This is a genomic window from Anaerococcus sp. AGMB09787 (assembly GCF_022808955.1).
In the GTDB taxonomy this organism is placed as follows: domain Bacteria; phylum Bacillota; class Clostridia; order Tissierellales; family Peptoniphilaceae; genus Anaerococcus.
The window spans coordinates 12,054-34,390 of the sequence record NZ_JAKZEY010000002.1 but is presented as its reverse complement, the minus strand read 5'-3'; the positions used below and the strand labels follow the sequence as shown (position 1 = coordinate 34,390).

At 37.6% G+C, this 22,337-nt stretch carries 17 protein-coding genes, 1 pseudogene and 1 other annotated feature; of the genes and pseudogenes, 1 reads left to right on the top strand and 17 read right to left on the bottom strand.

What is annotated here, in order from left to right:
• Position 1: 1 nt before the first annotated feature.
• From MUN42_RS01375 to rimP, 3 genes are read right to left on the bottom strand one after another with little or no spacing between them, the layout of a single operon-like run.
• Positions 2–268, bottom strand: coding sequence for a YlxR family protein (locus MUN42_RS01375; RefSeq protein WP_243342486.1), 267 nt, complete (start codon positions 266–268; stop codon positions 2–4).
• Positions 265–1,515 (bottom strand): transcription termination factor NusA, encoded by a 1,251-nt coding sequence (gene nusA / locus MUN42_RS01370; protein WP_243342485.1) that lies wholly within the window; start codon positions 1,513–1,515, stop codon positions 265–267. Before nusA ends, MUN42_RS01375 begins: the two co-directional genes overlap by 4 nt.
• Positions 1,516–1,524: 9 nt before the next feature.
• On the bottom strand, positions 1,525–1,968 hold the full coding sequence (rimP, locus tag MUN42_RS01365) for a ribosome maturation factor RimP (protein WP_243342484.1): 444 nt from the start codon (positions 1,966–1,968) through the stop codon (positions 1,525–1,527).
• A 197-nt stretch (positions 1,969–2,165) separates the two neighbouring features.
• Here rimP and MUN42_RS01360 point away from each other — a divergent pair, with 197 nt between their 5' ends.
• A complete protein-coding gene (locus MUN42_RS01360) occupies positions 2,166–2,474 on the top strand; it encodes a hypothetical protein (RefSeq protein ID WP_243342483.1) in 309 nt (102 codons plus the stop codon).
• A 149-nt stretch (positions 2,475–2,623) separates the two neighbouring features.
• Here the strand turns inward: MUN42_RS01360 and tnpA are convergent.
• The 14 genes and pseudogenes from tnpA to MUN42_RS01290 all read right to left on the bottom strand — a co-directional run bounded on the left by tnpA (position 2,624) and on the right by MUN42_RS01290 (position 22,164).
• Positions 2,624–3,118, bottom strand: a pseudogene (gene tnpA / locus MUN42_RS01355) (IS200/IS605 family transposase).
• A gap of 185 nt (positions 3,119–3,303) precedes the next feature.
• Entirely contained in the window at positions 3,304–7,425 is a 4,122-nt protein-coding gene (locus MUN42_RS01350) for a PolC-type DNA polymerase III (RefSeq protein ID WP_243342482.1), read from the bottom strand.
• Positions 7,415–8,476 (bottom strand): flavodoxin-dependent (E)-4-hydroxy-3-methylbut-2-enyl-diphosphate synthase, encoded by a 1,062-nt coding sequence (gene ispG / locus MUN42_RS01345; RefSeq protein WP_243342481.1) that lies wholly within the window; start codon positions 8,474–8,476, stop codon positions 7,415–7,417. The genes MUN42_RS01350 and ispG overlap by 11 nt, the downstream gene beginning before the upstream one ends.
• Positions 8,477–8,486: 10 nt before the next feature.
• Positions 8,487–9,503, bottom strand: a complete 1,017-nt coding sequence (locus MUN42_RS01340) for a M50 family metallopeptidase (RefSeq protein WP_243342480.1) — start codon at positions 9,501–9,503, stop codon at positions 8,487–8,489.
• A 9-nt stretch (positions 9,504–9,512) separates the two neighbouring features.
• A complete protein-coding gene (locus tag MUN42_RS01335; protein WP_243342479.1) occupies positions 9,513–10,292 on the bottom strand; it encodes a phosphatidate cytidylyltransferase in 780 nt (259 codons plus the stop codon).
• Positions 10,289–10,987: an isoprenyl transferase gene (locus MUN42_RS01330; RefSeq protein ID WP_243342478.1), complete on the bottom strand. Its 699-nt coding sequence runs from the start codon at positions 10,985–10,987 to the stop codon at positions 10,289–10,291. The genes MUN42_RS01335 and MUN42_RS01330 overlap by 4 nt, the downstream gene beginning before the upstream one ends.
• Before the next feature lie 118 nt (positions 10,988–11,105).
• Positions 11,106–11,534, bottom strand: coding sequence for an Hsp20/alpha crystallin family protein (locus MUN42_RS01325; protein WP_243342477.1), 429 nt, complete (start codon positions 11,532–11,534; stop codon positions 11,106–11,108).
• Positions 11,535–11,712: 178 nt separating this feature from the next.
• Positions 11,713–15,963 carry a 2-hydroxyacyl-CoA dehydratase gene (locus tag MUN42_RS01320; protein ID WP_243342476.1) on the bottom strand — a complete coding sequence of 1,417 codons (4,251 nt, stop codon included), beginning with the start codon at positions 15,961–15,963 and terminating at the stop codon, positions 11,713–11,715.
• A gap of 835 nt (positions 15,964–16,798) precedes the next feature.
• Positions 16,799–16,969, bottom strand: coding sequence for a hypothetical protein (locus MUN42_RS01315; RefSeq protein ID WP_243342475.1), 171 nt, complete (start codon positions 16,967–16,969; stop codon positions 16,799–16,801).
• Between the two features lie 197 nt (positions 16,970–17,166).
• Entirely contained in the window at positions 17,167–18,339 is a 1,173-nt protein-coding gene (locus MUN42_RS01310; protein ID WP_243342474.1) for a GspE/PulE family protein, read from the bottom strand.
• Positions 18,340–18,445: 106 nt separating this feature from the next.
• Positions 18,446–18,928 carry a glutathione peroxidase gene (locus tag MUN42_RS01305; protein ID WP_243342473.1) on the bottom strand — a complete coding sequence of 161 codons (483 nt, stop codon included), beginning with the start codon at positions 18,926–18,928 and terminating at the stop codon, positions 18,446–18,448.
• A 35-nt stretch (positions 18,929–18,963) separates the two neighbouring features.
• Positions 18,964–19,851: a MetQ/NlpA family ABC transporter substrate-binding protein gene (locus MUN42_RS01300; protein ID WP_243342472.1), complete on the bottom strand. Its 888-nt coding sequence runs from the start codon at positions 19,849–19,851 to the stop codon at positions 18,964–18,966.
• Positions 19,852–19,937: 86 nt separating this feature from the next.
• Positions 19,938–21,140, bottom strand: coding sequence for an amidohydrolase (locus MUN42_RS01295; protein ID WP_243342471.1), 1,203 nt, complete (start codon positions 21,138–21,140; stop codon positions 19,938–19,940).
• 47 nt (positions 21,141–21,187) lie between these two features.
• Positions 21,188–21,415: a binding site (T-box leader), on the bottom strand.
• A 98-nt stretch (positions 21,416–21,513) separates the two neighbouring features.
• Complete coding sequence (locus MUN42_RS01290; RefSeq protein ID WP_243342470.1) at positions 21,514–22,164, bottom strand: 50S ribosomal protein L25; 651 nt, start codon at positions 22,162–22,164, stop codon at positions 21,514–21,516.
• Between the last annotated feature and the right edge of the window lie 173 nt (positions 22,165–22,337).

Genomic DNA, 22,337 nt, shown 5'->3' with positions numbered 1-22,337 from the left:
CTCAATTTACTTCATAAGCTTTTAACTCCTCGTAAAACTCTTCTGAAATTTTTTCTTTAAATACTCGGTTTAGCTTATTGGTCTTAATCGCACTTTCTATACAAGCTTGATCCTTACATAGGTAAGCACCTCTACCGTTTTTCTTGCCGGTTTCATCTATCAAAATCCCTTCTTCCTTGTTTTTTACAATCCTTAGAAGGTCATTTTTATCTTTAAGCTCACCACAAACTACACACTTTCTTTGTGGTATTTTTTTAGCTTTTTTCATTCTACATCCTCGATATCATCATCATAAATATCTTGTCTTATCTTCTGATCAAGATCTAGATCACTTATAGTATTGTCAGTTTCCATCTCTAAAATGTCGCTTACTTCTTCATCTATTTCGTCAATATCTTCTAGGTCTAGTTCAACATCGGCTTCTTCGCTTAATTCTTTGTCGTTTAAGCCAAGGATTTCGTCAATTTCATCTTGATCTAGACTCTCATATACTTCTTCAGATTTTATATCTATCTTCCATCCTGTAAGTCTAGCTGCAAGTCTAGCATTTTGTCCTTCCTTGCCTATTGCAAGGGATAGTTGGTCTTCGCTTACTACTACCAAGGACTTCTTTGCCTTTTCATTTATCAATACTTCTATAATATCAGCTGGTGATAGGGCGTTGGATATGAATTTCTTGATATCCTTATCATAATCAACAATATCAATTTTTTCATCTTGTAGTTCTTCTACTATTGAATTAACCCTAGCTCCCTTGAATCCTATGCAGGCACCTACAGCATCTATAGATTCATCATTGGAAAATACAGCCATCTTGGTCCTAGAGCCAGCTTCCCTTGCTAGATTATAGATTTCTATAATGCCATCAGTTATTTCTGGTACTTCTAACTCAAAGAGTCTAGTAACTAAGTCTTGACTTGATCTAGATAGGATAATTTGTGGGTCCTTGCCGGAATTTCTAACTTCCTTAATAAGGAACTTCATCCTCTCATTTGGAATGTATGACTCAGTTGGAACTTGCTCCTTTAATGGGACAACTCCCTCAATCTTATCTAAATTTACATATACATTATACTTATCTTGCCTTTGGATAGAGCCAGTAATCATTTCGTTGGATCTTTCTATATAATCTCCATAGAGCCTATCCCTTTGAGCATCCCTAATCTTTTGGATGACAATATTTCTTGCAGTTTGGGCTGCAACTCTGCCAAAGTTTTTAGGTGCAAGTTCTATCCTTACGGTATCACCAAGCTTGTAGGATGAGTCAATTTCTAGAGCATCCTTTAGGGATATTTGGCTAATATCATCATCAACTAGGTCTACCACTTCCTTTAAGGCAAATATTTCAATTTGACCACTTTCTTCGTCAATTACAACATCAACATTTTCTTCATTTTCATAATTTTTTTGATAGCTTTTTATTAAAGCCTTTTGTAAGGCGTCGAGGACTACTTCCTTATCTAGGCCCTTATCATTACAAAGCTGGTCCAAAGCTAGCATAAAATCATTGTTCATACTCTCTCCTTAGAATACAATTTCTATATTTATTTGCTTTATATTGTCCTTATGAACTTCCTTAACTTGATCATCTTCTAGATCAAAACTTAGAGTATCTTCTCCGATATCCCTTATATATCCTATAAAGCTTTCTCCATCATTCATCTTTACCTTAAGTAATTCACCCTTGTTTCTTAGCAAGTCTCTGTCTGTTTTTAGGGGTCTTGATAAGTCTTGGCTTGACACTTCAAGATAATATGAATCCTTTATAAGATCAAGTTCATCTAGCTTAGTATCTAGATACTTACTTACCTTCTCGCAGTCGTCAATAGTAATTCCTTCATCATTGTAAATAAAAAATGTAAGGATTTTATTGCCCTTAGATCCTTGAAAATCGATATCGACAAGTTCATATCCTAAATTTCCTATATCCTCTTCGAAAATCTCCTTAAGTCTTTCTACTAAATCCATACTACCTTCTTTCTTATTAACAGTTAAAAAGAGTGGAAATACCGCCACTCTTAGTTAAGATTATTATACTGCTAAATATTAACTTTTCAATTAATCTGAACCAGCTAATTTCACTTTATAAAATCTAGACTTTATGATAACATAATATTACAAAGAAATACTTATCTTTAAATAGATGATAAAGAATAGGAGCGATTATGAATTTTCTAATAGATGATAAGGCAAAAATTTTCTTGGATAAGAAAAATATAAGGGAAATTTATGTAAACCCTGACCTTGATACAAAGGGAGCCTGCTGTGGACCAGGAGTCTGTGATTTTGTAGTAACTACCAAGGAAGATAATAAGGATAATTACAAGAAAGAAAGATCCAAAGACATAGACATCTTCTACCACCCAAACTTAAAAATGTTTTTTGAAGATAGTGATGAAATCCTCATCTCAGCCTTTGGCCTTGGCACTTTCAAAAAATTATATGTAGTTAATGAAAAAAACCTACTATATTAAAAAACTTATTTTTACCAAATCAAAACTACCAGCTTAGCTAGTAGTTTGCACAACGTCTATAAGGCGCAAATACCGGCACGCCCCTGTAGGGGCTGTCGAATATTTTTTTCACATGCACCACTATCCCAACTACTGCTTTAGAGTTTCCTTTATTTTTGTTTGACTTCCTTATCCGTAAAGGGAGCATAGTATTCTTTTATACTTATTTGATCTGTTTAATAATCTTCTTTTAATTGATTTTGTATATATTCTTTTATTTTCTTTTCATTCCTATAAACTGTGTCCATATAGTATCCTCTACACCAAAAGTGTCTATTTCCGTATTTATATTTTAAGTTGGCATGTCTATCGAATATTATCAGCGAACTTTTTCCTTTTAAATATCCCATTATTTGTGATATTGAGTATTTTGGTGGTATTTCTACCAACATATGGACATGATCTGGACATAATTCTGCTTCTATTATGTTTATTACTTTTCTTGAACATAATTCTCTGAGTATACTTCCTATATCTTTTTTTAGTTTTGAATATATCACTTATCTTCTGTATTTTGGTGCAATTACTATATGATATTTACACCTCCAACTTGTATGTGATAAACTATTCTTATCCAATTTATCCTCCTTGATTTTATTGTGCATATGATTATCACAATTATACTTTAAGGAGGCTTTCTTGGTGCTTGAAGCTAAAGCTAATTTCCTCCACCTGCATAGCAGGTGGTTTTTTGTTTCGCTCTCTTTCGTTCGTTCAACACACTTAAGTGGACAATAAAAAACCAGAGACACCTATATCTCTGGTAAACTTCTTTATTATTGTCGTATTTTTAAAACAAACCGTCAAATAAGGACATTTGGTTTTTTTCTTGGATACCATCTGTTATGCCTAGGTTTTTTAGAGAGGACAAGGCGTTTTTGTTTACTGAGGTCCTTTGGCTAAGGTCTTCTACCGATATGAATTCGCTCTTTTGTCTCTCTCTTACTATGTCTTCTGCCATAGCCTCTGATACATCATCCACTGCTGCTAATGGTGGGAGGATGTAGCCAGGTCTATCTGATAGCAAGAATTTTTTTGCATCCGACTTATAGATGTCTGCCCTATCGAGTTTGATATCTCTTGCTGCCATCTCTTCTGCTACTTCTAGGACTGTTCTTACTTGTTTATCCCTTTGGGATAGGACGTAGGAATCTCTAAGTTTGCCTAGTTCTTCTTGGATTTCTTTAAGTCCCCCTATGACGGTTGAATATTTAAAGTCGTTTATCTTGGTATTAAAGTAGGTGGCATAGAAGGCTTCTGGATAGTAGACCTTGTAGTAGGCAATCCTGTAGGACATCAAGCAGTAGGCAACTGCGTGGGCCTTAGGAAAGAGGTATTGGATTTTCTTACAAGATTCTATATACCAGTCAGGCACTCCATTTTCTTCCATATAAGCTAGGGTTTCTTCGTCTAAGATCCTTCCCTTTCTTACTGTTTCCATTATGGTAAAGGACTTTTTCTTATCAAGTCCTAGTTTTATTAGGTAGTTCATGATATCATCACGAGTTGATATTATTTCATCAAAGCTTGCTGTATTTGACCTCACTAGGTCTTGGGCATTATTAAGCCATACATCTGTACCATGGGATAGGCCAGATATCCTTACCATTTCGGAGAACTTGGTTGGGTAGGTATCCTTGAGCATTCCCCTTACAAAGCCCGTTCCAAATTCTGGAATCCCCAAGGTTCCTATTTCATTGTTGGAAAAGTCGTGTTTTATATCCAGACTCTCTGTTGATGAGAAGATCTTCATTACCTTAGGATCTCCCATGGTTATCTCAAGGGGGTTGGTTCCAGTTAGGTCTTGGAGAGCCCTGATTATGGAAGGCACATCGTGGCCTAGGAGGTCAAGCTTGAGGAGAGTCTCATGCATCATATTGTAGGTAAAGTGGGTCGTTTGTATATCTCCCTTACCATCATCTGCCGGATATTGGATAGGAGTTATGTCAAATATTTCTATGTCATTTGGGACTACTATAAGGCCACCCGGGTGCTGGCCTGTTGTTCTTTTGACATCCTTTAGTCCCCTTTGGATTTTTCTGACCTGGGCATCGCTAAAGGTCTCCTTGTAGTCTTCGCTATATTTTTTGATATAGCCAAAGGCAGTATTATCCTGGATAGCTCCTATGGTTCCTGCCCTAAATACCTTGCCCTTACCGAAGAGTTCTTCTGTGTACCTGTGGATAGTAGGTTGGTATTCTCCAGCAAAGTTAAGGTCTATATCAGGTTCCTTGTCTCCTTCAAAGCCTAGGAAGACTTCAAATGGTATGTTGTGGCCATCTTTTTTCATCTTGGTACCACATACTGGGCAAGCCTTGTCGGGATAGTCTATTCCTGAGCCTAGGAGGTCTTCTTCATAGAACTCGCTATGCTTGCATGATGGACACACGTAGTGAGGACAAAGGGGATTTACCTCTGTAATATCTGCCATGGTCGCAGCAAAGGAAGAACCAACCGATCCCCTAGATCCTACCAGGTAGCCATCATCATTTGACTTACCTACAAGTTTTTTGGCTATTATATAAAGAACAGCGTAACCATTTGATATAATAGAATCAAGTTCCTTATTGAGCCTATCTTCTACGAGCTTAGGAAGGGGATCACCATAGATGGAATGGGCCTTGGCAAAGCAAGTTTCCCTAAGTTCTTTATCAGATCCTTCGATCACAGGAGGGAAGGTTCCCTTGGGAATTGGCCTTAGGGATTCGATTTGACTTGCCAAAATCTTAGGATTTCTAATAACTACATCCTCCCTATCTAATGAATCTAGGTAGGTAAAGCCCTCCATCATCTCTGAAGTAGTCCTTAGGTAATATAGAGGGCGATTTTCGTGGTAGGAAAAATATTGGCCCTTGTGGAGGATATTTCTCAAAATATAATCGCTCTTTTCAAGATATCTTACAGCACCTGTCGCAACGGCGAGCTTATTATCTTCCTTGGCCATGGCAAGGATTTTCTTATTAATCTCTTCTACCTGAGCAAGGTCTCTTATCTTGCCCTTATCTATCCTATCAGCAAAGATTTGACTTGGAGCTAATTGATAAAAGTCAAAGAGATCTCGAAGCCTATTTATATCTGTCTCTGACCTAGCATTTTGGAGGTAAGCAAATAGCATCCCTTCATCAGCCCCTGACCCAACTAAGAGTCCTTCCCTGTATTTTTTGAGTAGAGATATAGGGGTCTTAGCCTCAGAGTTAAAATACTTCATCCTTGATTCTGATATTAACTTGTAAAGATTTTTAAGACCTGTTTTGTCTTTGGCAAAGACTAGGGCAGAGAAACTTTCGTGCTTGGACTTTGGCCAGTAGCTCTTTAGGTCGTTTATATTGCTAAGATTTATCCCATCTTGGGCCATTATCATCTTAAACATCTTGATAAAGATCTGACCGGTCGCCCTGGCATCATCTGATGCCCTGTGGTGGTTAAAGGCAGGGATCTCTAGTTTTCTAGCTATCTTATCCAGAGAAAATTTCTTCATATCATCAAAGAGCGCCCTTGCCATAGGGAGGGTATCCATATAAATTGGACTAAAATCTATCCCCATCTTGTAGGCATTTTCCCTAACAAAGCCAATATCAAAGTCTGTATTTTGACCCACTAGGATAGCATCCCCACAAAATTCAAGAAAGCCTGGCAAGACTTCTTCTATCTTTGGCTTATCCTTAACTAAATCATTGGTAATACCTGTTAGCTCTACTACCTTTTCTGGAATGACCATTTGAGGATTCACTAATTCATTATAGATTTCTGTAATCTTGCCATCCTTAACCCTAACTGCACCAATTTCTGTAATCCTGTCCTTGTAGCGAGAAAGTCCTGTTGTCTCAAGGTCGAAGACTACAAATTCTTGGTCCTTTATGTCCCTTATCTCTGGGACTTGTCTATCTGATAGGTTAGTTAAAATTCTAAGCTCATCTTCTACTAGTAAAAGCTCTGCTCCCTGGAGCATTTTGATATCTGCCTTAGTTAGGGCCTCGTAGAGGTCAGGGAGGCCTTGGAGGGTTTCGGTATCGGTTATACCTACTGTATCAACCTTCCAAGCCTTGAGGGTATCGACTAGGTCCTTATTATCTACAAAGCCATCTAGGTTGGTCATTTTGGTATGGACCTCTAGCTCAATCCTCCTATCGAGGGCAGTATCTATTCTTCTACCGATTACTTCATCAACCATAGAATTAACTGTAAAGACTTCTTCATGGGCAAAGTCATCGTAGTTTAGGACCCCCTCTACCCTTACAGTCGAGCCATTTTTTAGGGGAGCGAGCTTGCTATTATTATTCCTATTGGCAAAGAGCTTACAAGAAAGAGCATCGGTCTTATCTTCTAGGTCAAAGGTATAGATAAAGTAGCCACCCTTGGTCTCAAAGGTAGTTAGACCGTAGACCTTTCCTATAAGGGAAGTAGTAACTCCCTTCTTCTCATAGATATCTTTTATGTCTATAACATCGGTCTTTATCTTTCTTCCAAAGTTAATTTCATCAACTGGATCAATTTCTTCCTTGGCATTATTTTTATTTTCTAGGGTCCTATCGATTTGCTCTTGGATGGCCCTCTCCCTTTGCTCTAGGAGGAGGTCTGCCCTACTTGATTTATTTTCTGTACTTGGCTCTGTAATATCTTGATCAGACTCTTTATTTTCTGCACTAGCTTCCTTGACTTCTTGTTCAGACTCTTTATTATCATCCTTTTCTATAGGTTGGTCATCAGAGTCGTCTTCAATCTCATCAAAAACTATCTCCACATCCACAAAGTCAAAGTATTGGATGAGGTCTCTTTCTATATCCTCTGTAAAACTTTCCCTATATCCTTCTAAGTAGAGGATTAATTTATTTTTGCTCTTCCAATAAATCGCCTTAATTATAGCGATTTTGTCCTTTCCTATATCTATTAGGTCAGCTAGGTCAATTTTCATTTTTATTTGCTTCCACTAGACTCTCTATCAAGGTATCTACAATCTCTTCTTCCTTGACTTTTTTGATGGTTTTACCATTTTTAAACAAGAAACCCATCCCGTTTGCTGCACTTATGCCAAAGTCTGCTTCTTTTGATTCTCCTGGGCCATTTACAGGGCAGCCCATTATGGCAACCTTGGCAGAGAGGTCAAGGTTAGCTGTCTTATCTTCAACTTCCTTTACAATTTTAGCTAGGTCGACTGTTGTCCTTGAGCAAGTTGGGCAAGATACTATATCTATCCCATCCCTTCTAAGGTTAAGGGCCTTTAGGATGGCCTTACCAGCCTTGACTTCTTCGACTACATCCCCAGTTATAGAAACTCTTATGGTATCGCCTATGCCTTCTTTTAGAAGAGTCCCTATACCTATGGATGATTTTACTAGGGCTTGGTATAGAGGACCAGCTTCTGTTACACCCAAGTGAAGAGGGTATTCAACCTTATCTGAAAGCATCCTGTAGGCATCTATCATGGTATTTACATCTGATGATTTAACAGAGATTTTTATATCGGTAAAGTCCATATCTTCTAGGATTTTTACCTCTTCTAGGGCAGAAGCTACAAGGGAGTCGGCATTTACCCCACCAAACTTATCTATAATTTCTTTTGCTATGGAACCAGAATTAACCCCAATCCTTATAGGGATATTTTTCTCCTTGCACTTATCCACTAAAAGCCTTACCTTATCTTCTCCCCCTATATTTCCTGGGTTATACCTTAGGCAATCACAGCCATTTTCTACTGCAGCTAGGGCTAGCTTGTAGTCAAATTGGATGTCAGCCACCAAGGGAATGGAGGTTCTTGACTTAATCTCAGGAATTGCCTCAGCATCTTCTATTGAGTTAATGGCTGACCTTGCTATATCACAGCCAGCTTTTTCTAGGGTATGGATTTGTGCGACTACTGCCTCCACATCTGAGGTCTTGGCTGTTGTCATTGATTGAACAGAAATAGGAGAGTCACCTCCTACTGCAACATCTCCTACATAAATCTTCTTAGTTTTCTTTCTCATTTATTTCTCCTTATAATAATGTAAATATATCCTTTACTGAAATGATAATTATCAAGCCTATTAATAGGACAAAGCCTACGACAGTAACAATTCCTTCAATCTTTTTATTGACCTTCTTATTGGTAACCATCTCATAGAACGAAGTTACAAGTTTTGAACCATCTAGGGCTGGTATAGGTAAGAGGTTAAAGATTGCTAGGTTTACAGATATATAGGAAAGAAAATATAAGAGGCTCATAAGACCATTTGATGCTTGGTTACCTAGCTCCTTAACAACTCCAATTGGTCCTGATAGGGCAGAGAAGGCAATCTTTCCTGTAAATAATCCACCCAAGACTGTAAAGATCATTTTAATATTTCTTCCAGTTTCTAGGATTCCATCCTTGATAGATTCAAAAAATCCATTATCGCCTAGCTGTGATTCTATACCTATTGCCTTGGCACCATTAACTTCAAAAGGTTTAAGAGAAAAGTCCTTCTCTCCCTCATTCTCCCTATAAATCCTAACAGGAATAGTTTCATCTTCTTCGTTTTTTTCATAAAATTCGCTTATATTCTTAGAAATATCAGCAAATTCCACTACTTCCTTATCTCCTACCATCCTTACTTCATCACCTACTTCTATCCCTGCATCTCTTGCTGGCGACTCCTCAGGAAATCCTCCTACAAACCTTGTAGGTGATCCAGTATTGAAGGCAACTACAGAAAAAATTAAAAATGCTAGAAGTAAGTTCATAACAGGCCCTGCAAGAATTGTCAAGAACCTCTTGTAGGCAGGAGCATTTTCAAAACTACGCTCGTCATCACTTTCTTCATCTTCGCCTTCCATAGCACAGTAACCCCCTATTGGGATTAGCCTTAGGCTGTATTGGGTCTCGCCCTTAACTGTTGAAAATATTTCAGGACCCATGCCCACAGAAAACTCATTTACCTTTATTCCAGATAATTTTGCTACAATGAAATGCCCAAATTCATGAAATAAAATCAAGAACAAGAACATGGCTATAGCTATTATTATTTTAGTCATATAATCTCCTTATAGTATTGAAAATAGATAAAGAACAGGAGCTATAAACAAAAGTGAATCAAACCTATCCAAAATTCCCCCATGGCCTATAATAATATGGCCAAAGTCCTTGATGCCTGTTTGCCTCTTGATGTAGGATGCCACTAGGTCCCCTACTTGAGATAGGCTGGCTGCTATTATGGTAAAGATAAGGACATCAAGGATTCTTATGTCAAGATTTACACTCCTTACATATATGATATTTAAGATTATAGCTCCGATAACTCCACCAAGGCATCCCTCTAGAGTCTTATTTGGTGAAATATGGGCTATAAGGTCTATCTTGTGCTTGCCTATGGTAGATCCTACCAGATAAGCAAAGGTATCAGATCCCCAAGCAGTCAAATACAAGAGCCAAATATAATTTATATTTTGAATCCTAATTATATGGCTCATCAAAAATGACACATATAGCATAGTAAAACTAGCCCCAAAACCATCTATTAGGTTATATTTGCTATCAAAAATTATGCATATTAGTAGCATAAGTAGGCAAATAGCAAAGGTCGTCATATAAAGGTCTGTCTTATCAGCAAAGGCAGCTATCATTATGAGGGTGTTGGTAACAAACAAAAGTTTTAGAGGGATATTTATATTTATCTTTTTTAGGACTTCCTTCATCTCATAGAGCCCTATAAAGGAAAAAGCCCCTATTCCTATAATGAAGGGTACCCTCCCCAAAAAGGTTATTAGGAGCAAAATCGCTAGGATTATTGCCCCACCAAAGACTCTCTCAACAAAATTTTTCATTCTAAGCCCCCAAACCTTCTATTTCTATTATTATAAGCTTCTAGGGCCTTATCAAAGTCCTCCCTAGTAAAGTCAGGCCACAAGGTATCAGTAAAGTAAAATTCTGTATAGGCCATTTGGTAGATCAAGAAATTAGATATCCTAAGTTCTCCACCCGGCCTAATAAGTAGGTCAGGATCGCTTTGACCCTTGCTATAAAGGTAGGAAGAAATAAGCTCTTCATCCACCTCATCTTCCTTGATTCCATCCCTTAGCATATTCTTAAAGGCATGGACTAGCTCTGCCCTGCCCCCATAATTAAGAGCGACATTTAATAAAAGGCTCTTGTTATCCTTGCTATCTTCGCAAGCCTTGAGGCAAACTTCCCTTACCTTATCTGGGAGGGCATCAGTATCCCCCAAGATATTAAGCTTGCAATCTTCTTTCATTAGTATATCGAATTTAGTCTTTATAAAGGAAATTAAAAGATTCATAAGGTAGGAAACTTCTTCTTTAGGTCTCTTCCAATTCTCAGTTGAAAAGGCATAAAGAGTAAGGCACTCTACCCCCTTCTCCTTGGCATATAAGCAGATGTCTATCACATTTTCTGCACCTACCTTATGGCCGTAAGTCCTAGGCTTAAGTCTTTTCTTCGCCCATCTTCCATTTCCATCTAAAATTATAGCCACATGTTTTGCTACATTTAACTTATCCATGCTTACCTCTTTATCTAAAATCTTAATTCATTATACCGAAAAAACTGATAGATTTCGACCAAGAATTATAGACAAAAAAATACCAGCAAAGTCCTAAGACCTTACTGGCTTTATGCGCTTAATCAATTGCGATTTTTCTCTTTGGGTCGTTCTTAGATTTTGGTAGGGTTATTTCCAAGATACCATTTTCAAGCTTAGCGCCAACCTTTTCTTCATCTATATCTACAAAGTTCATTGTCCTTGACATAGATTGGGATTTTCTTTCCCTGTGGATGTAGTTTTTCTCCTTGTCACTCTCATCCTTGCTAGAAACTTTCTTAGCTGTTAGTGTAAGTTTGCCCTTATCAAGGTCGATATCAATATCTTCCTTGTCAAAGCCTGCAAGCTCTGCCTCAACCAAATAATTATCTTCATCTTCTGATATGTCTACCTTGAAGGTATCTGAGAAGGAATTTAAGTTGCCTACATCATTAAAGAAAGTGTCTACCATATTATAAAAATCATTAAATCTATCTATTTCGTTATTTCTTCTTAGTAAGTTTGTCATAAATAATCTCCTTTTGTACTATTAATTGATACGTTCTTATAAGAATTAGCACTCTCATTATTTATCTGCTAACTTCTTACATTTATAGTATACTAGGAAGGTCAGAGAAAGTCAAATTTCTTTTCAAAAAATATCGCCCCTAGAATTTCAAGTCTTCTAAGGACGATTTAAAAATTATTTAGGCATTGACCTTAATCTTTTCACGAGCCTGGCTCATCATTAGCTTGACCCTATTTAGTTGGTTAACTTCACTAGCTCCTGGGTCATAGTCTATGGCTACTACGTTGGCCTCTGGGTAGATTTCTCTAATTTTTTTCATAACTCCCTTACCTGTTATGTGGTTTGGCAAGCAGCCAAAGGGTTGGATACAAACTATGTTTGGACAGCCTGAATGGATTAGCTCTACCATTTCTCCTGCTAGAAGCCAGCCTTCACCAGCCTGGTTACCAAGACTAGTTATTTCGCTAGCGTAGTCCTTTATATCATTTATATAGCAAGGCTCATCAAATCTTTTTGACCTTCTAAGGGCCTCTCTTATAGGCTTCCTATAGTTCTCCACTGTCTTTATGGCAGCCTTACCAAAGAAGGCTAGGAGAGGAGACTTGCCATAGAGGTCCTTTTTAAGCTCGGTATTGGCTAGGACATACATAAAGAAGTCTGTTAGGTCAGGAACCATTACCTCTGCTCCCTCCTTCTCTAGGTTATCAAGAAGGTGGTTGTTGGCTTCTTCTAGGTATTTGACCAATATTTCGCCGACTATACCGGCCTTTGGCTTCTTGATATCTAGGACTTCTACCCTATCAAAATCTTCTACTATAGAATTTATTATCTTCCTATAGGTTTTGGATGACATATCTACTATTTCATCTTGGCAGATCTTGGTCCATTTTTCCTTTAGCCTATTGGCTTCGCCTGGGATTTTCTCATAAGGCCTTGTGGCATTGGATACCCTATTAATTAGATCTCCAAGAAGCAAGGACCTAAGGAGGTTAATTATCAAAGGAATGTTTGAAATTTTCTTTACATCAAAGCCAGAGTGGTTTTCTATTCCTTGGATAGAAAGGGCGATTACCGGAATATTTGGGTAGCCTGCATCCTTGAGGGCCTTTCTAATGTAGCCTACGTAGTTTGATGCACGACAGGCCCCTCCAGTTTGGGTCATAAGGAGGGCAAGCTTGTCGGTATCATACCTTCCTGACTTTACTGCCTCCATAAATTGACCGACTACCGTAATTGATGGGTAGCAGGAATCATTATTTACGTATTTGAGTCCATTATCTATTACCTTATCGTCAACCCTATCCAAGAATTCTATATTGTAACCATGGGCATTAAGTAGGACTTCTATGATTTGGAAGTGTTCCCTTGCCATTTGTGGAGCGAGGATGGTGTAGCCTGCATCCTTCATTTCCTTAGTAAATTCTGGATTGTCGTAGTCATTGTTTTCATTATAGGTAGGAATAAAATCTTCATTTCTTTGATCAAGAGCTTCCATCAAGGACCTAATTCTAATCTTCACTGCACCAAGATTTGATACTTCATCTATCTTGAGTAGAGTGTAAATCTTGCCCTTGGCCTCCAAGATATCTTCAACTTGGTCAGTTGTTACTGCATCTAGTCCACAACCAAAGGAGTTTAATTGGACAAGTTCTAGGTAGGGATCCCTTGCTACAAACTCTGCTGCTCTATAAAGTCTTGCATGGTATGACCATTGGTCAAGAACCCTAGTTTCGTAAGGTAAGTCTTCTATATTGTAGGCTATTGCATCTTCTGATAAAACAGGAATCCTCATTGACTCGATTAGCTCAGGTATGCCGTGGTTTATTTCAGAGTCTATTTGATAAGGGCGACCTGCAAGGACTATGGCCCTTTGCTTATGGTCGTGAACATATTTTAGAATTTCCATTCCCTTTTTCTTGATAGCGTCATGGTAGGCTCCTTGGACCTTCCAAGCCCTGGCTACTGCATTTAGGATTTGTTTTTTGCCTAGCTTATGACCATTTTGGCTAAAGCCTTCAAATATTTCAACAAGCCTAGAGCCTATGATCTTTTCTGATTCAAAAGATAGGTAAGGTGCCATAAAGTTAGTCTTATTTAGCCCTTCGACATTATTTTCTATGACACTTGGATAGCCTGATACTACCGGGCAATTTAGCTGGTTTTCTGCCTTGGCAAATTGCTTGTATTCATAAAATATAGCCGGATAGAAGATAATATCGACATTTTTTTCTAAGAGATTTTCTATATGGCCGTGGGTAATCTTTGCTGGATAGCAGGCAGTTTCTGATGAAATGGTGGCTATTCCCTTCTCATAAATTTCTCTACTTGATTCATCTGACAAAACTATATCAAAGCCTAGTGATGTAAAGAACTCATGCCAGAAGGGATAATTTTCATACATATTTAGTACTCTAGGTATACCGACCCTACCAAATATATTCTTATCTCCTAGAGTTTTTCTATTAAAGAGGAGGTCTTTTTTGAACTTATACATATTAAGATCGGCTAGAGTATCTTCTTGCTTGACACCTGCCCCTCTTTCACACCTGTTGCCTGTAATATACCTTGATCCATCAGGGAAGATATTAATTTGTAGGGCACAATTATTAGAGCACTTGCCACACCTTGCCTGTCTTTGCTCATAGGTAAAGTTGTCAATCTCATCAATACCTAGGATTTGACTATGGCCAGTTGACCTTTCCTTACTAAGTAGGGCCATCCCCATAGCCCCCATAAGGCCTGATATTTCAGGTCTTGTTACATGGCGAGTTGATAATTTCTCGAAGGCCCTTAGGATGGCATCTCCATAAAAAGTTCCCCCTTGGACAACTATATTTTCTCCCAGGGTCCTAGGATCTCTGACCTTGATTACCTTTTGGATGGCATTTTTGATAACTGAATAGCAAAGGCCTGCAGCTATATCTTCGACATCTGATCCTTCTTTTTGGGCTTGCTTTACCTTGGAATTCATAAAGACAGTACACCTTGATCCAAGGTCGGCTGGTTTTTTAGCAAAGAGAGCCTTTTGTTGGAATTCCTCTACACTAAGACCTACACTTGCTGCAAAGGTAGATAAGAAGGACCCACATCCTGATGAGCAAGACTCATTTAATTGGATAGAATCTATTACTCCATTTCTAATATGCATCGCCTTCATATCTTGGCCACCTATATCAAGGATAAAGTCAACATCGTCATTAAAGAACTTGGCAGCCTTGTAATGGGCAATGGTCTCTACTTCTCCTGTGTCTATATGAAGGGCCTTCTTGATAAAGTCTTCCCCATAGCCACATATACCAGATGAAACAATCCTTGCCTTATCGTTAATCTTCTTGTAGGTATCCTTTAACATAGAGATTACAACTTCTAGGGGTTTACCTAGGTTCATGCGGTAATCATTATACAAAATCTCATTATCTTCACTAATCATAACCATCTTTGATGTAGTAGAGCCAGCATCTATACCAAGATAAATATCTCCCTCATAAGTCTCCAAGTTCCTATACCTTACGAGCTTGGTTTCGTGGTCTTTCTTAAAGATCTCATAGTCCTCTTGACTTTCAAATAGACGGTCCATGGACTTAGTCATATCCATCTTTACCCTTCTATCTTCAGCCATTGACTTCATCAAGTCCCTAAAAGAAATTGCCTCTTCATTTTCAGCAGAGAGGATTGCTGCTCCCTTGGCTACATAAAGCTCTGCATCTTCTGGAGTAAAGAAGGTATTTTCTTCTTCTCCAAGGGTTTCTATAAACCTTCCCCTTAGGGACTCCAAGAAGTGAAGGGGTCCTCCCAAGAAGGTAACATTGCCTCTTATTGGCCTACCACAGGCGAGGTTTGATATAGTTTGGTTGACTACTGACTGAAATACTGATATTGCTATATCTTCCCTACTTGCCCCTTGGTTCATTAGAGCTTGGATATCAGTCTTAGCAAATACTCCACAACGACTTGCTATGGGATAAATTTTCTTGTAGTTCTTACTTAGCTCATTAAGGCCTGAGGCATCGGTATCCAATAAAGCTGCCATTTGGTCAATGAAGGCACCCGTACCCCCTGCACAAATTGAATTCATTCTTTGTTCAACAGATCCGGATAAATATGTAATCTTTGAATCCTCTCCACCTAGCTCTATTACAACATCGGTTTGGGGGATAAACTCCTTAATGGCACGAGTTTCCGCTATAACCTCTTGAACAAAATTAATTCCTAAGTATTTTTCTACAAACATTCCACCAGAGCCAGTAACATTTACCGTTAGCTCTTCATCCTTATAAGATTGATAAACTTCCTCTAAGACCTCCCTTACAGTTTTCTTAACATCGCTTTTATGCCTTCTATATACACCATATAAAGTATTATAATCCTTGTCAGTAATCACTACCTTAACCGTAGTAGAACCGACATCCAGACCCATATGTAAAGCCATGGTACTTCCTTCCTATATATAAACTTAAAATAAATTTTGAATATCAAATTAAATTACAAATATTTAACTATATATAATTTTATGCTTCTTTGAAATTAATACAAGTATTTTACTACGAATTATTTATACATATTATTAACAATCTTTTTATCTAACTTGTAATTGCCCTGCAAGCCATTAATTATTATATAAGATTTTTTTAAATTTACTAATAAAGCTAGGCAAAAGAAAACTGCCGGCTAGGGCAGCTTTTACTTGTAATATTCATTGAGCCTAAAGAAGGCATAGGCGTATATTTTGACCAAGAAAAACAAGTTATCAAGGTCTATCCATTCATTAGGGAGGTGGGCTATGCCATTTTGTCCAGGAAAGGATGGGCCAAGTGGTTTTTCTTTGCTTAGATAATAACCTAAGTCGCTTATACCAGATTCTTCATCAGTACCAAAGATAATTCTAAATTCTCGGTTAAATTTTACTCCCCAAGTTTTTTAATAAGTAGTCCATAAAAGGCTGCCATTATGGGTCCTTTGTTGTCTAAGGCTCTCCTGGTATAGATCCTATTGTTGTGGATTTTCCCCTAGAAGGGAGGATAGTCCCAGCCTTCCATCTCATCAACAACATCAAGGTGGATCTTGGCCCTATCTGTTAGCATGTTTACCATCTCAAGTCCATGTTTACTAGCAAAGGCCTCGACACCCTTCCTACTAGAAAATTATTGACTTCAAGCTTAGAAAGCTCTCTAGCAAGGCTTATAGGATTTTTGACGTTTTTACAGCTCCACAAGCTCTAAAGTCAAAGGTAGATCCGTCCATATAGGCACTATCAAGCTCAACTTCTATATCCTAATTGGGTAAGACCCTGTAGCCAACTGATGTAAATGAGGGAAATCCTCTATATACTTAATACAAGTTTCAACTCCATCTCCTGCATGGCCTTCTTTTTTTAGAATATCCGATGCTAGCTCTACCCCTCCAAGACCATCCTCCAATTTCCAATAATATCCCACATATTTTCCTCCCTATCTCTTTATTTAAGGATAAATTTTTTCTTGGTATATTACAAATATTTTCTTTGATAAATTCCCCATATATTTAAAATATAGGATACATCTTAAATATATTAGGAGATTTGCTTGGAATATGAGATTTAAATTATATGCGTTCAAGTCTTTTATCCCGCACCAATTTTTAAATAATCTTAGTTCTATTCAAAGTCCAAGGACTTGTTTATCTCTTCGAAGCTCGTTACCCCATCGATTATCTTATCAATTGCATTGGCTGCCATTGATTTGAAGTTTTCTTTGGCTAGTTTTTCCTTAAGTATCTCCGAAGAATTTTCTTTTAGGATTTCTCTAAATTCCTTATCTATTACTAGGACTTCTTCTACTGCTTCTCTTCCTAGGTAGCCATCCTTACACTTATTGCAACCCCTTGGTCTATATATTTCATGGTCTCTATCTATGTCTCTAAAGTGCCTTACGAATTCATATTCCCTATCGGTCATTTGGGATTTTTCTTTGCAGTCGCAGAGTTTTCTTACTAGTCTTTGACTTGCTAGTAAGGATAAGGCAGATCTTATTAGGTAGTCTTCTATTCCCAGGTCCTTGAGCCTTACTATGGATGAGATGGCATCCTTGGTGTGGAGGGTGGTTAGGACTAGGTGGCCAGTTATGGCTGCCCTTATAGCTATTTGGGCTGTTTCGTAGTCCCTAATCTCCCCTATCATTATGATGTCAGGATCTTGACGCAAGATTGACCTAAGGGCTGTTGAGAAATCGAGGCCAATTTTTTCGTTAACACTTACTTGGTTAATTCCTGGGATTTTGAATTCAACAGGGTCTTCTACGGTAACTATGTTTTCTGCTCCAGTATTTAGTTTGTTTAGTATTGCATAGAGTGAAGTTGACTTACCTGATCCTGTAGGCCCTGAGAAGATTATCATCCCCTCCCTCTCCCTTATGACTTGGTCAATTTTAATAATAGAATCCTTAGAAAATCCTAGTAGGGATGAGGTCTTCTTAAATTCATCCATTGATAGGATTCTTAGGACTAGTTTTTCTCCATTTACGGTATTTAGGGACGAAACTCTAAAGTCTATCTTATCGAAGTCCTTGACTTTGAGGTTGCTATCTTGGGGTCTCCTTTTTTCTGAAATATCCATACCACTCATTAGCTTGATTTTGGTTACTAGCTTTTCGTAGTCTGATCTTTCTATCCTGATTAGCTCATTTAGGAGTCCATCAACCCTTAGCCTTATCTTACAAGATGTTTCGAATGGTTCTATATGTATATCGCTTGCCCTTCTTTCTATAGCTGTAGCAAAAAGCTCTCTTACGAATTTGTCTATATTTTCTTCAATATCAGCCCTATCTAGCATATAACCCCCTTTTTTACTTAATTATAACACATATTGACTAAATTTATGCAAAATAAAAGTGATACCGCAAAATAGGCAACCTATCTTACAATATCACTATTATATATTATTCAGCTAATAGTTTTTCTATGTCTTTTGCTATATTTTCAGGTTTTTTAGTTGAACCATATCTTCCAACTACTTGGCCATTTTTATCTACTAGGAATTTTGTGAAGTTCCATTTGATAGCCTTACCAGTTTTACCTGGTTTTTCTTCCTTTAAATATACATATAGGGGATCTGCATTATCTCCATTAACATCAATCTTGTCAAACCTATCAAAGCTTGTTCCGAATTTCATCTCACAAATACCATTAATTTCGCTTATATCTTCAGGTGCTTGGTTGGCAAATTGGTTGCAAGGGAAGTCTAGGATTTCAAAGCCTTGGTCCTTGTATTTTTTGTAGAGGTCTTCTAGTCCATCGTATTGAGGAGTAAAGCCACATTTTGTTGCTGTGTTTACTATAAGAAGTACCTTACCCTTATATTTTTCTAAGGAAACATCTTCTCCCTTTGTATCTTTTACTGTAAAATCGTATACGGTTGTCATATAATCTCCTTTATATTTTCTCAACTAATGAATTATTAATATTCAAAAGCTGGTATCTCTGAGCCTTTTGATGATTCTTCGATTATCTTAGCTGTTTCTTCTACTTGGTAATAGTTTTCTACCAAGTCCTTCAAAACTTCGGAGTTTTCATTCTCCTTAGCTGTAGCTATTATATTGATATAGATATTCTTCGCTGGATCTGTGTGGTCTTCTAGGTAAATGGAATCTTCTGTAGGAATAAAGCCTGCATCAACTGCCATTCCTGAGTTTATAACTGCTGCATCAGTATCATCCAAACTTCTAGCAGTTTGATCTGCTGATAACTCGATTATTTCTAGATTTTTTGGATTATCTGTTATATCATCTAGGGTTATGAGGTCTCCTTCGCTTCCATTAACCTTGATAAGGCCTGCAGATTGGAGCAAGAATAAAGCTCTAGCGCCATTTGAAGCATCGTTAGGGATAGCAACCCTCGCTCCATCATCAAGCTCTTCTACGCTTTTGAGCCTTGTAGAATATATACCCAAAGGTGCCATAACTGTATCACCAATATCAACCACATCACTTCCAGACTCTTCATTAAAGCCTTCTAGGTATTTTTTGTGTTGGAAGGAATTTATATCTATATCTCCAGATAGGAGGGCTTCGTTAGGTTCAATATAGTCTGAGAACTTAACAAATTCTATTTTTTTGCCTGTGCCTTCTTCATATCTTTTGGCTACATCTTCCCATGGTTCGTTTTTCTCACCAACTACACCAACTTTTATGACTTCTGCATCCTTAAACTTATCAACGCTTGCAGATTCTTCTACAGATGCTTGGTCAGATTGACCTTCTGTAGTCGCCTCCTTATTCTTAGCACCACAAGCTGTTAATGTAGCTAGGGTAAATATTCCAAAAATTACTTTACTTATATTTTTCATTATTATCTCCTTTTTTCTAACTTATTACTCTTTATTCTATACCCAATTTCTTCTAATCTAATAATAAGATGGTTTGCATTTTGATATTATTTATTATTCTTTAGAAAATCTATAGCGAATTTTGTGACAAGACCTATAGGATAATCAATTACTTTTTCATCTAGGTCAAATTTATCAGTATGGGAATCTGACCCACTACCAAACTCTTCGTCTCTTATACCAAATTGTGTGTAGACACTTGGCGCAAGCTTGGCATAGCCATAGAAGGACTCTGACCCCCAGCTTGGTTCACATTCTATTAGCCTATTAGGATAAATAGACTCAAGCGAATTTCTAGTAAAATCAGCTAGGTCTAGGTCATTGACAACTTCTTCTGCCACCACCCTATTGTAGTCACTAAATTCTACCCTACACCCATGGGCTTCTCCTACAAGAGTGGCTATATTTCTCACTAGGGTCATGGCCTTTTTGGCTTCGTCTAGGTCAAAAAATCTCAAAGTTCCCCTTATTGTGGCCCTATCAGGGATTACATTTGGAGCACTACCTCCGACTATGGCACCTATGCCCAGGGTAACTGGCTTTTCTATGTCTAGTTGGTTGTTCCAGGCTGAATTAAGGTTTGTTACTATATGGCTTGCAGCTATCAGGGGATTAGTAACCTTATCAGGTCTTGACCCATGGCCTCCTTCGCCGATAACTTCTATCTCAAGACCAGCACAGCCTGCATATAGGGGACCCCTTACTATATTAAAATATCCACTATCAATCTTTGGGGTTTGGTGGTTGCCATAAACAGCATCTAGGCCCTTATCCCTAAGGTGCTCCACCATCTTTTCAATCCCTGCCCCAGTTTCTTCAGCTTCTTCAAAGATAAAATAGACCTTACCGGATATTTCTTCCTTTAGTTCACTTAAGATTTTTGCAGTAACTAGGGATATAGTCATGTGGCTATCATGGCCACAGGCATGGCTAACTCCCTCATTTTTTGAAATAACTTTCTTTTTTCTCTTGAGGTTGTAGGGATTTTCTTTGATAGCTAAGGCATCTATGTCAGACCTAATTCCTAAAGTTTTACCAGGTTTACCCGTATCAAGGAGGGCAGTAAAGCCAGTAGATCCCTCTACATCCTCTACCACAAGTCCCAAGTCCCTACACCTTTCTTTGAGGTACTTGCTAGTTTCATATTCCTTGCTACTTACCTCTGGCCTTTCATGGAGGTAAGCCCTAGTAGCTACTATATTGTTATGGTTCTCTTCTATTTTTTCTTTAATTACATCACTTATACTCATAATATCATCTCTCTTTTCAAAAAAATAACGCCCCTATGTCATTACAACATAAGGACGTTTAATCGCGTTACCACCTTAATTTATGCGTGATCACCCACACATACACTCATCAAGTACGTACATACTCTAATTCTATAACGGGAATTCCCGTATGGACCTCATATCGACCCATCCCATCAAAGACCATGTTCATCTAAATCAACTTCATCTCTTTTCACCAACCAGAGACTCTCTGTAGAAAATCATTAGACTACTCTTCTTTTCTTATGGTTTATTTAAATCTATTAGACTTTTTCATAATACCGCTCTAGTTATTATTGTCAAATAGTTTTAATCACTTACTTGATAATTAGGGGTATAAGTTAAAAAGCTTTTATTCTGCTTCTTCTTCAGATTCTTCTGTTTCATCTACAGTTGGAACGTCAGCTGCTTCTGCTACTTCCTCTTCACCTTCTTCAGAAACTTCTTCGTTAACTTCTTGTAGTGAGCATACTACTTCATCTTCTTCTGCAAGGATAGTAATGTTTTCATCTTTTGCTATATCAAAGTCAGCTACAGTTTTGTTTTCACCAAGTTGAAGGTCACTTACTTCGATTTCAGCTGTTTGAGGAATGTATTTTGGTAGACATTCAACTTCGATTTCGTCAATATTTTGTACTAGAACTGAAGGTTCAACTCTAATATCATCCCTACCAACAAGTACAACAGGTACAGTAACTCTGATTGTTTCGTTTTGGTTGATTGCTTGGAAATCTACGTGTAGATATTGGTTTTTGAAAGAGTGAGTTTGGAAATCTTTGATAAGTACGTCTTTCTTTTCTCCATCTATATCTAGGCTAATGATTGTTGATGTTCCTGCTTGTCTAAGAATTATTTCAAAGTCTCTTGAAGAAAATTGTACGTTGATATTTTCTTCGTCTTTTCCGTAAACTACTCCTGGGATTAATTCTTCATTTCTTAATTTATTTACTTTATTTTTGCCATTGGCTTCTCTATTTTGTGCTTGTAATACTAATTCTGCCATGTTGCCTCCTTATTTTTCATACTAGTTGATTATACCTCACCTATTGAGTTTTTACAATGATTTAGGCTTAATTATAATATTTCTACCTGGTAATTTATTTTCTCTATGACAGATTTATAGGTCAAATTAATTCTACTTCTAAAAGATTTTTATTAATATAATACTTTTTACAA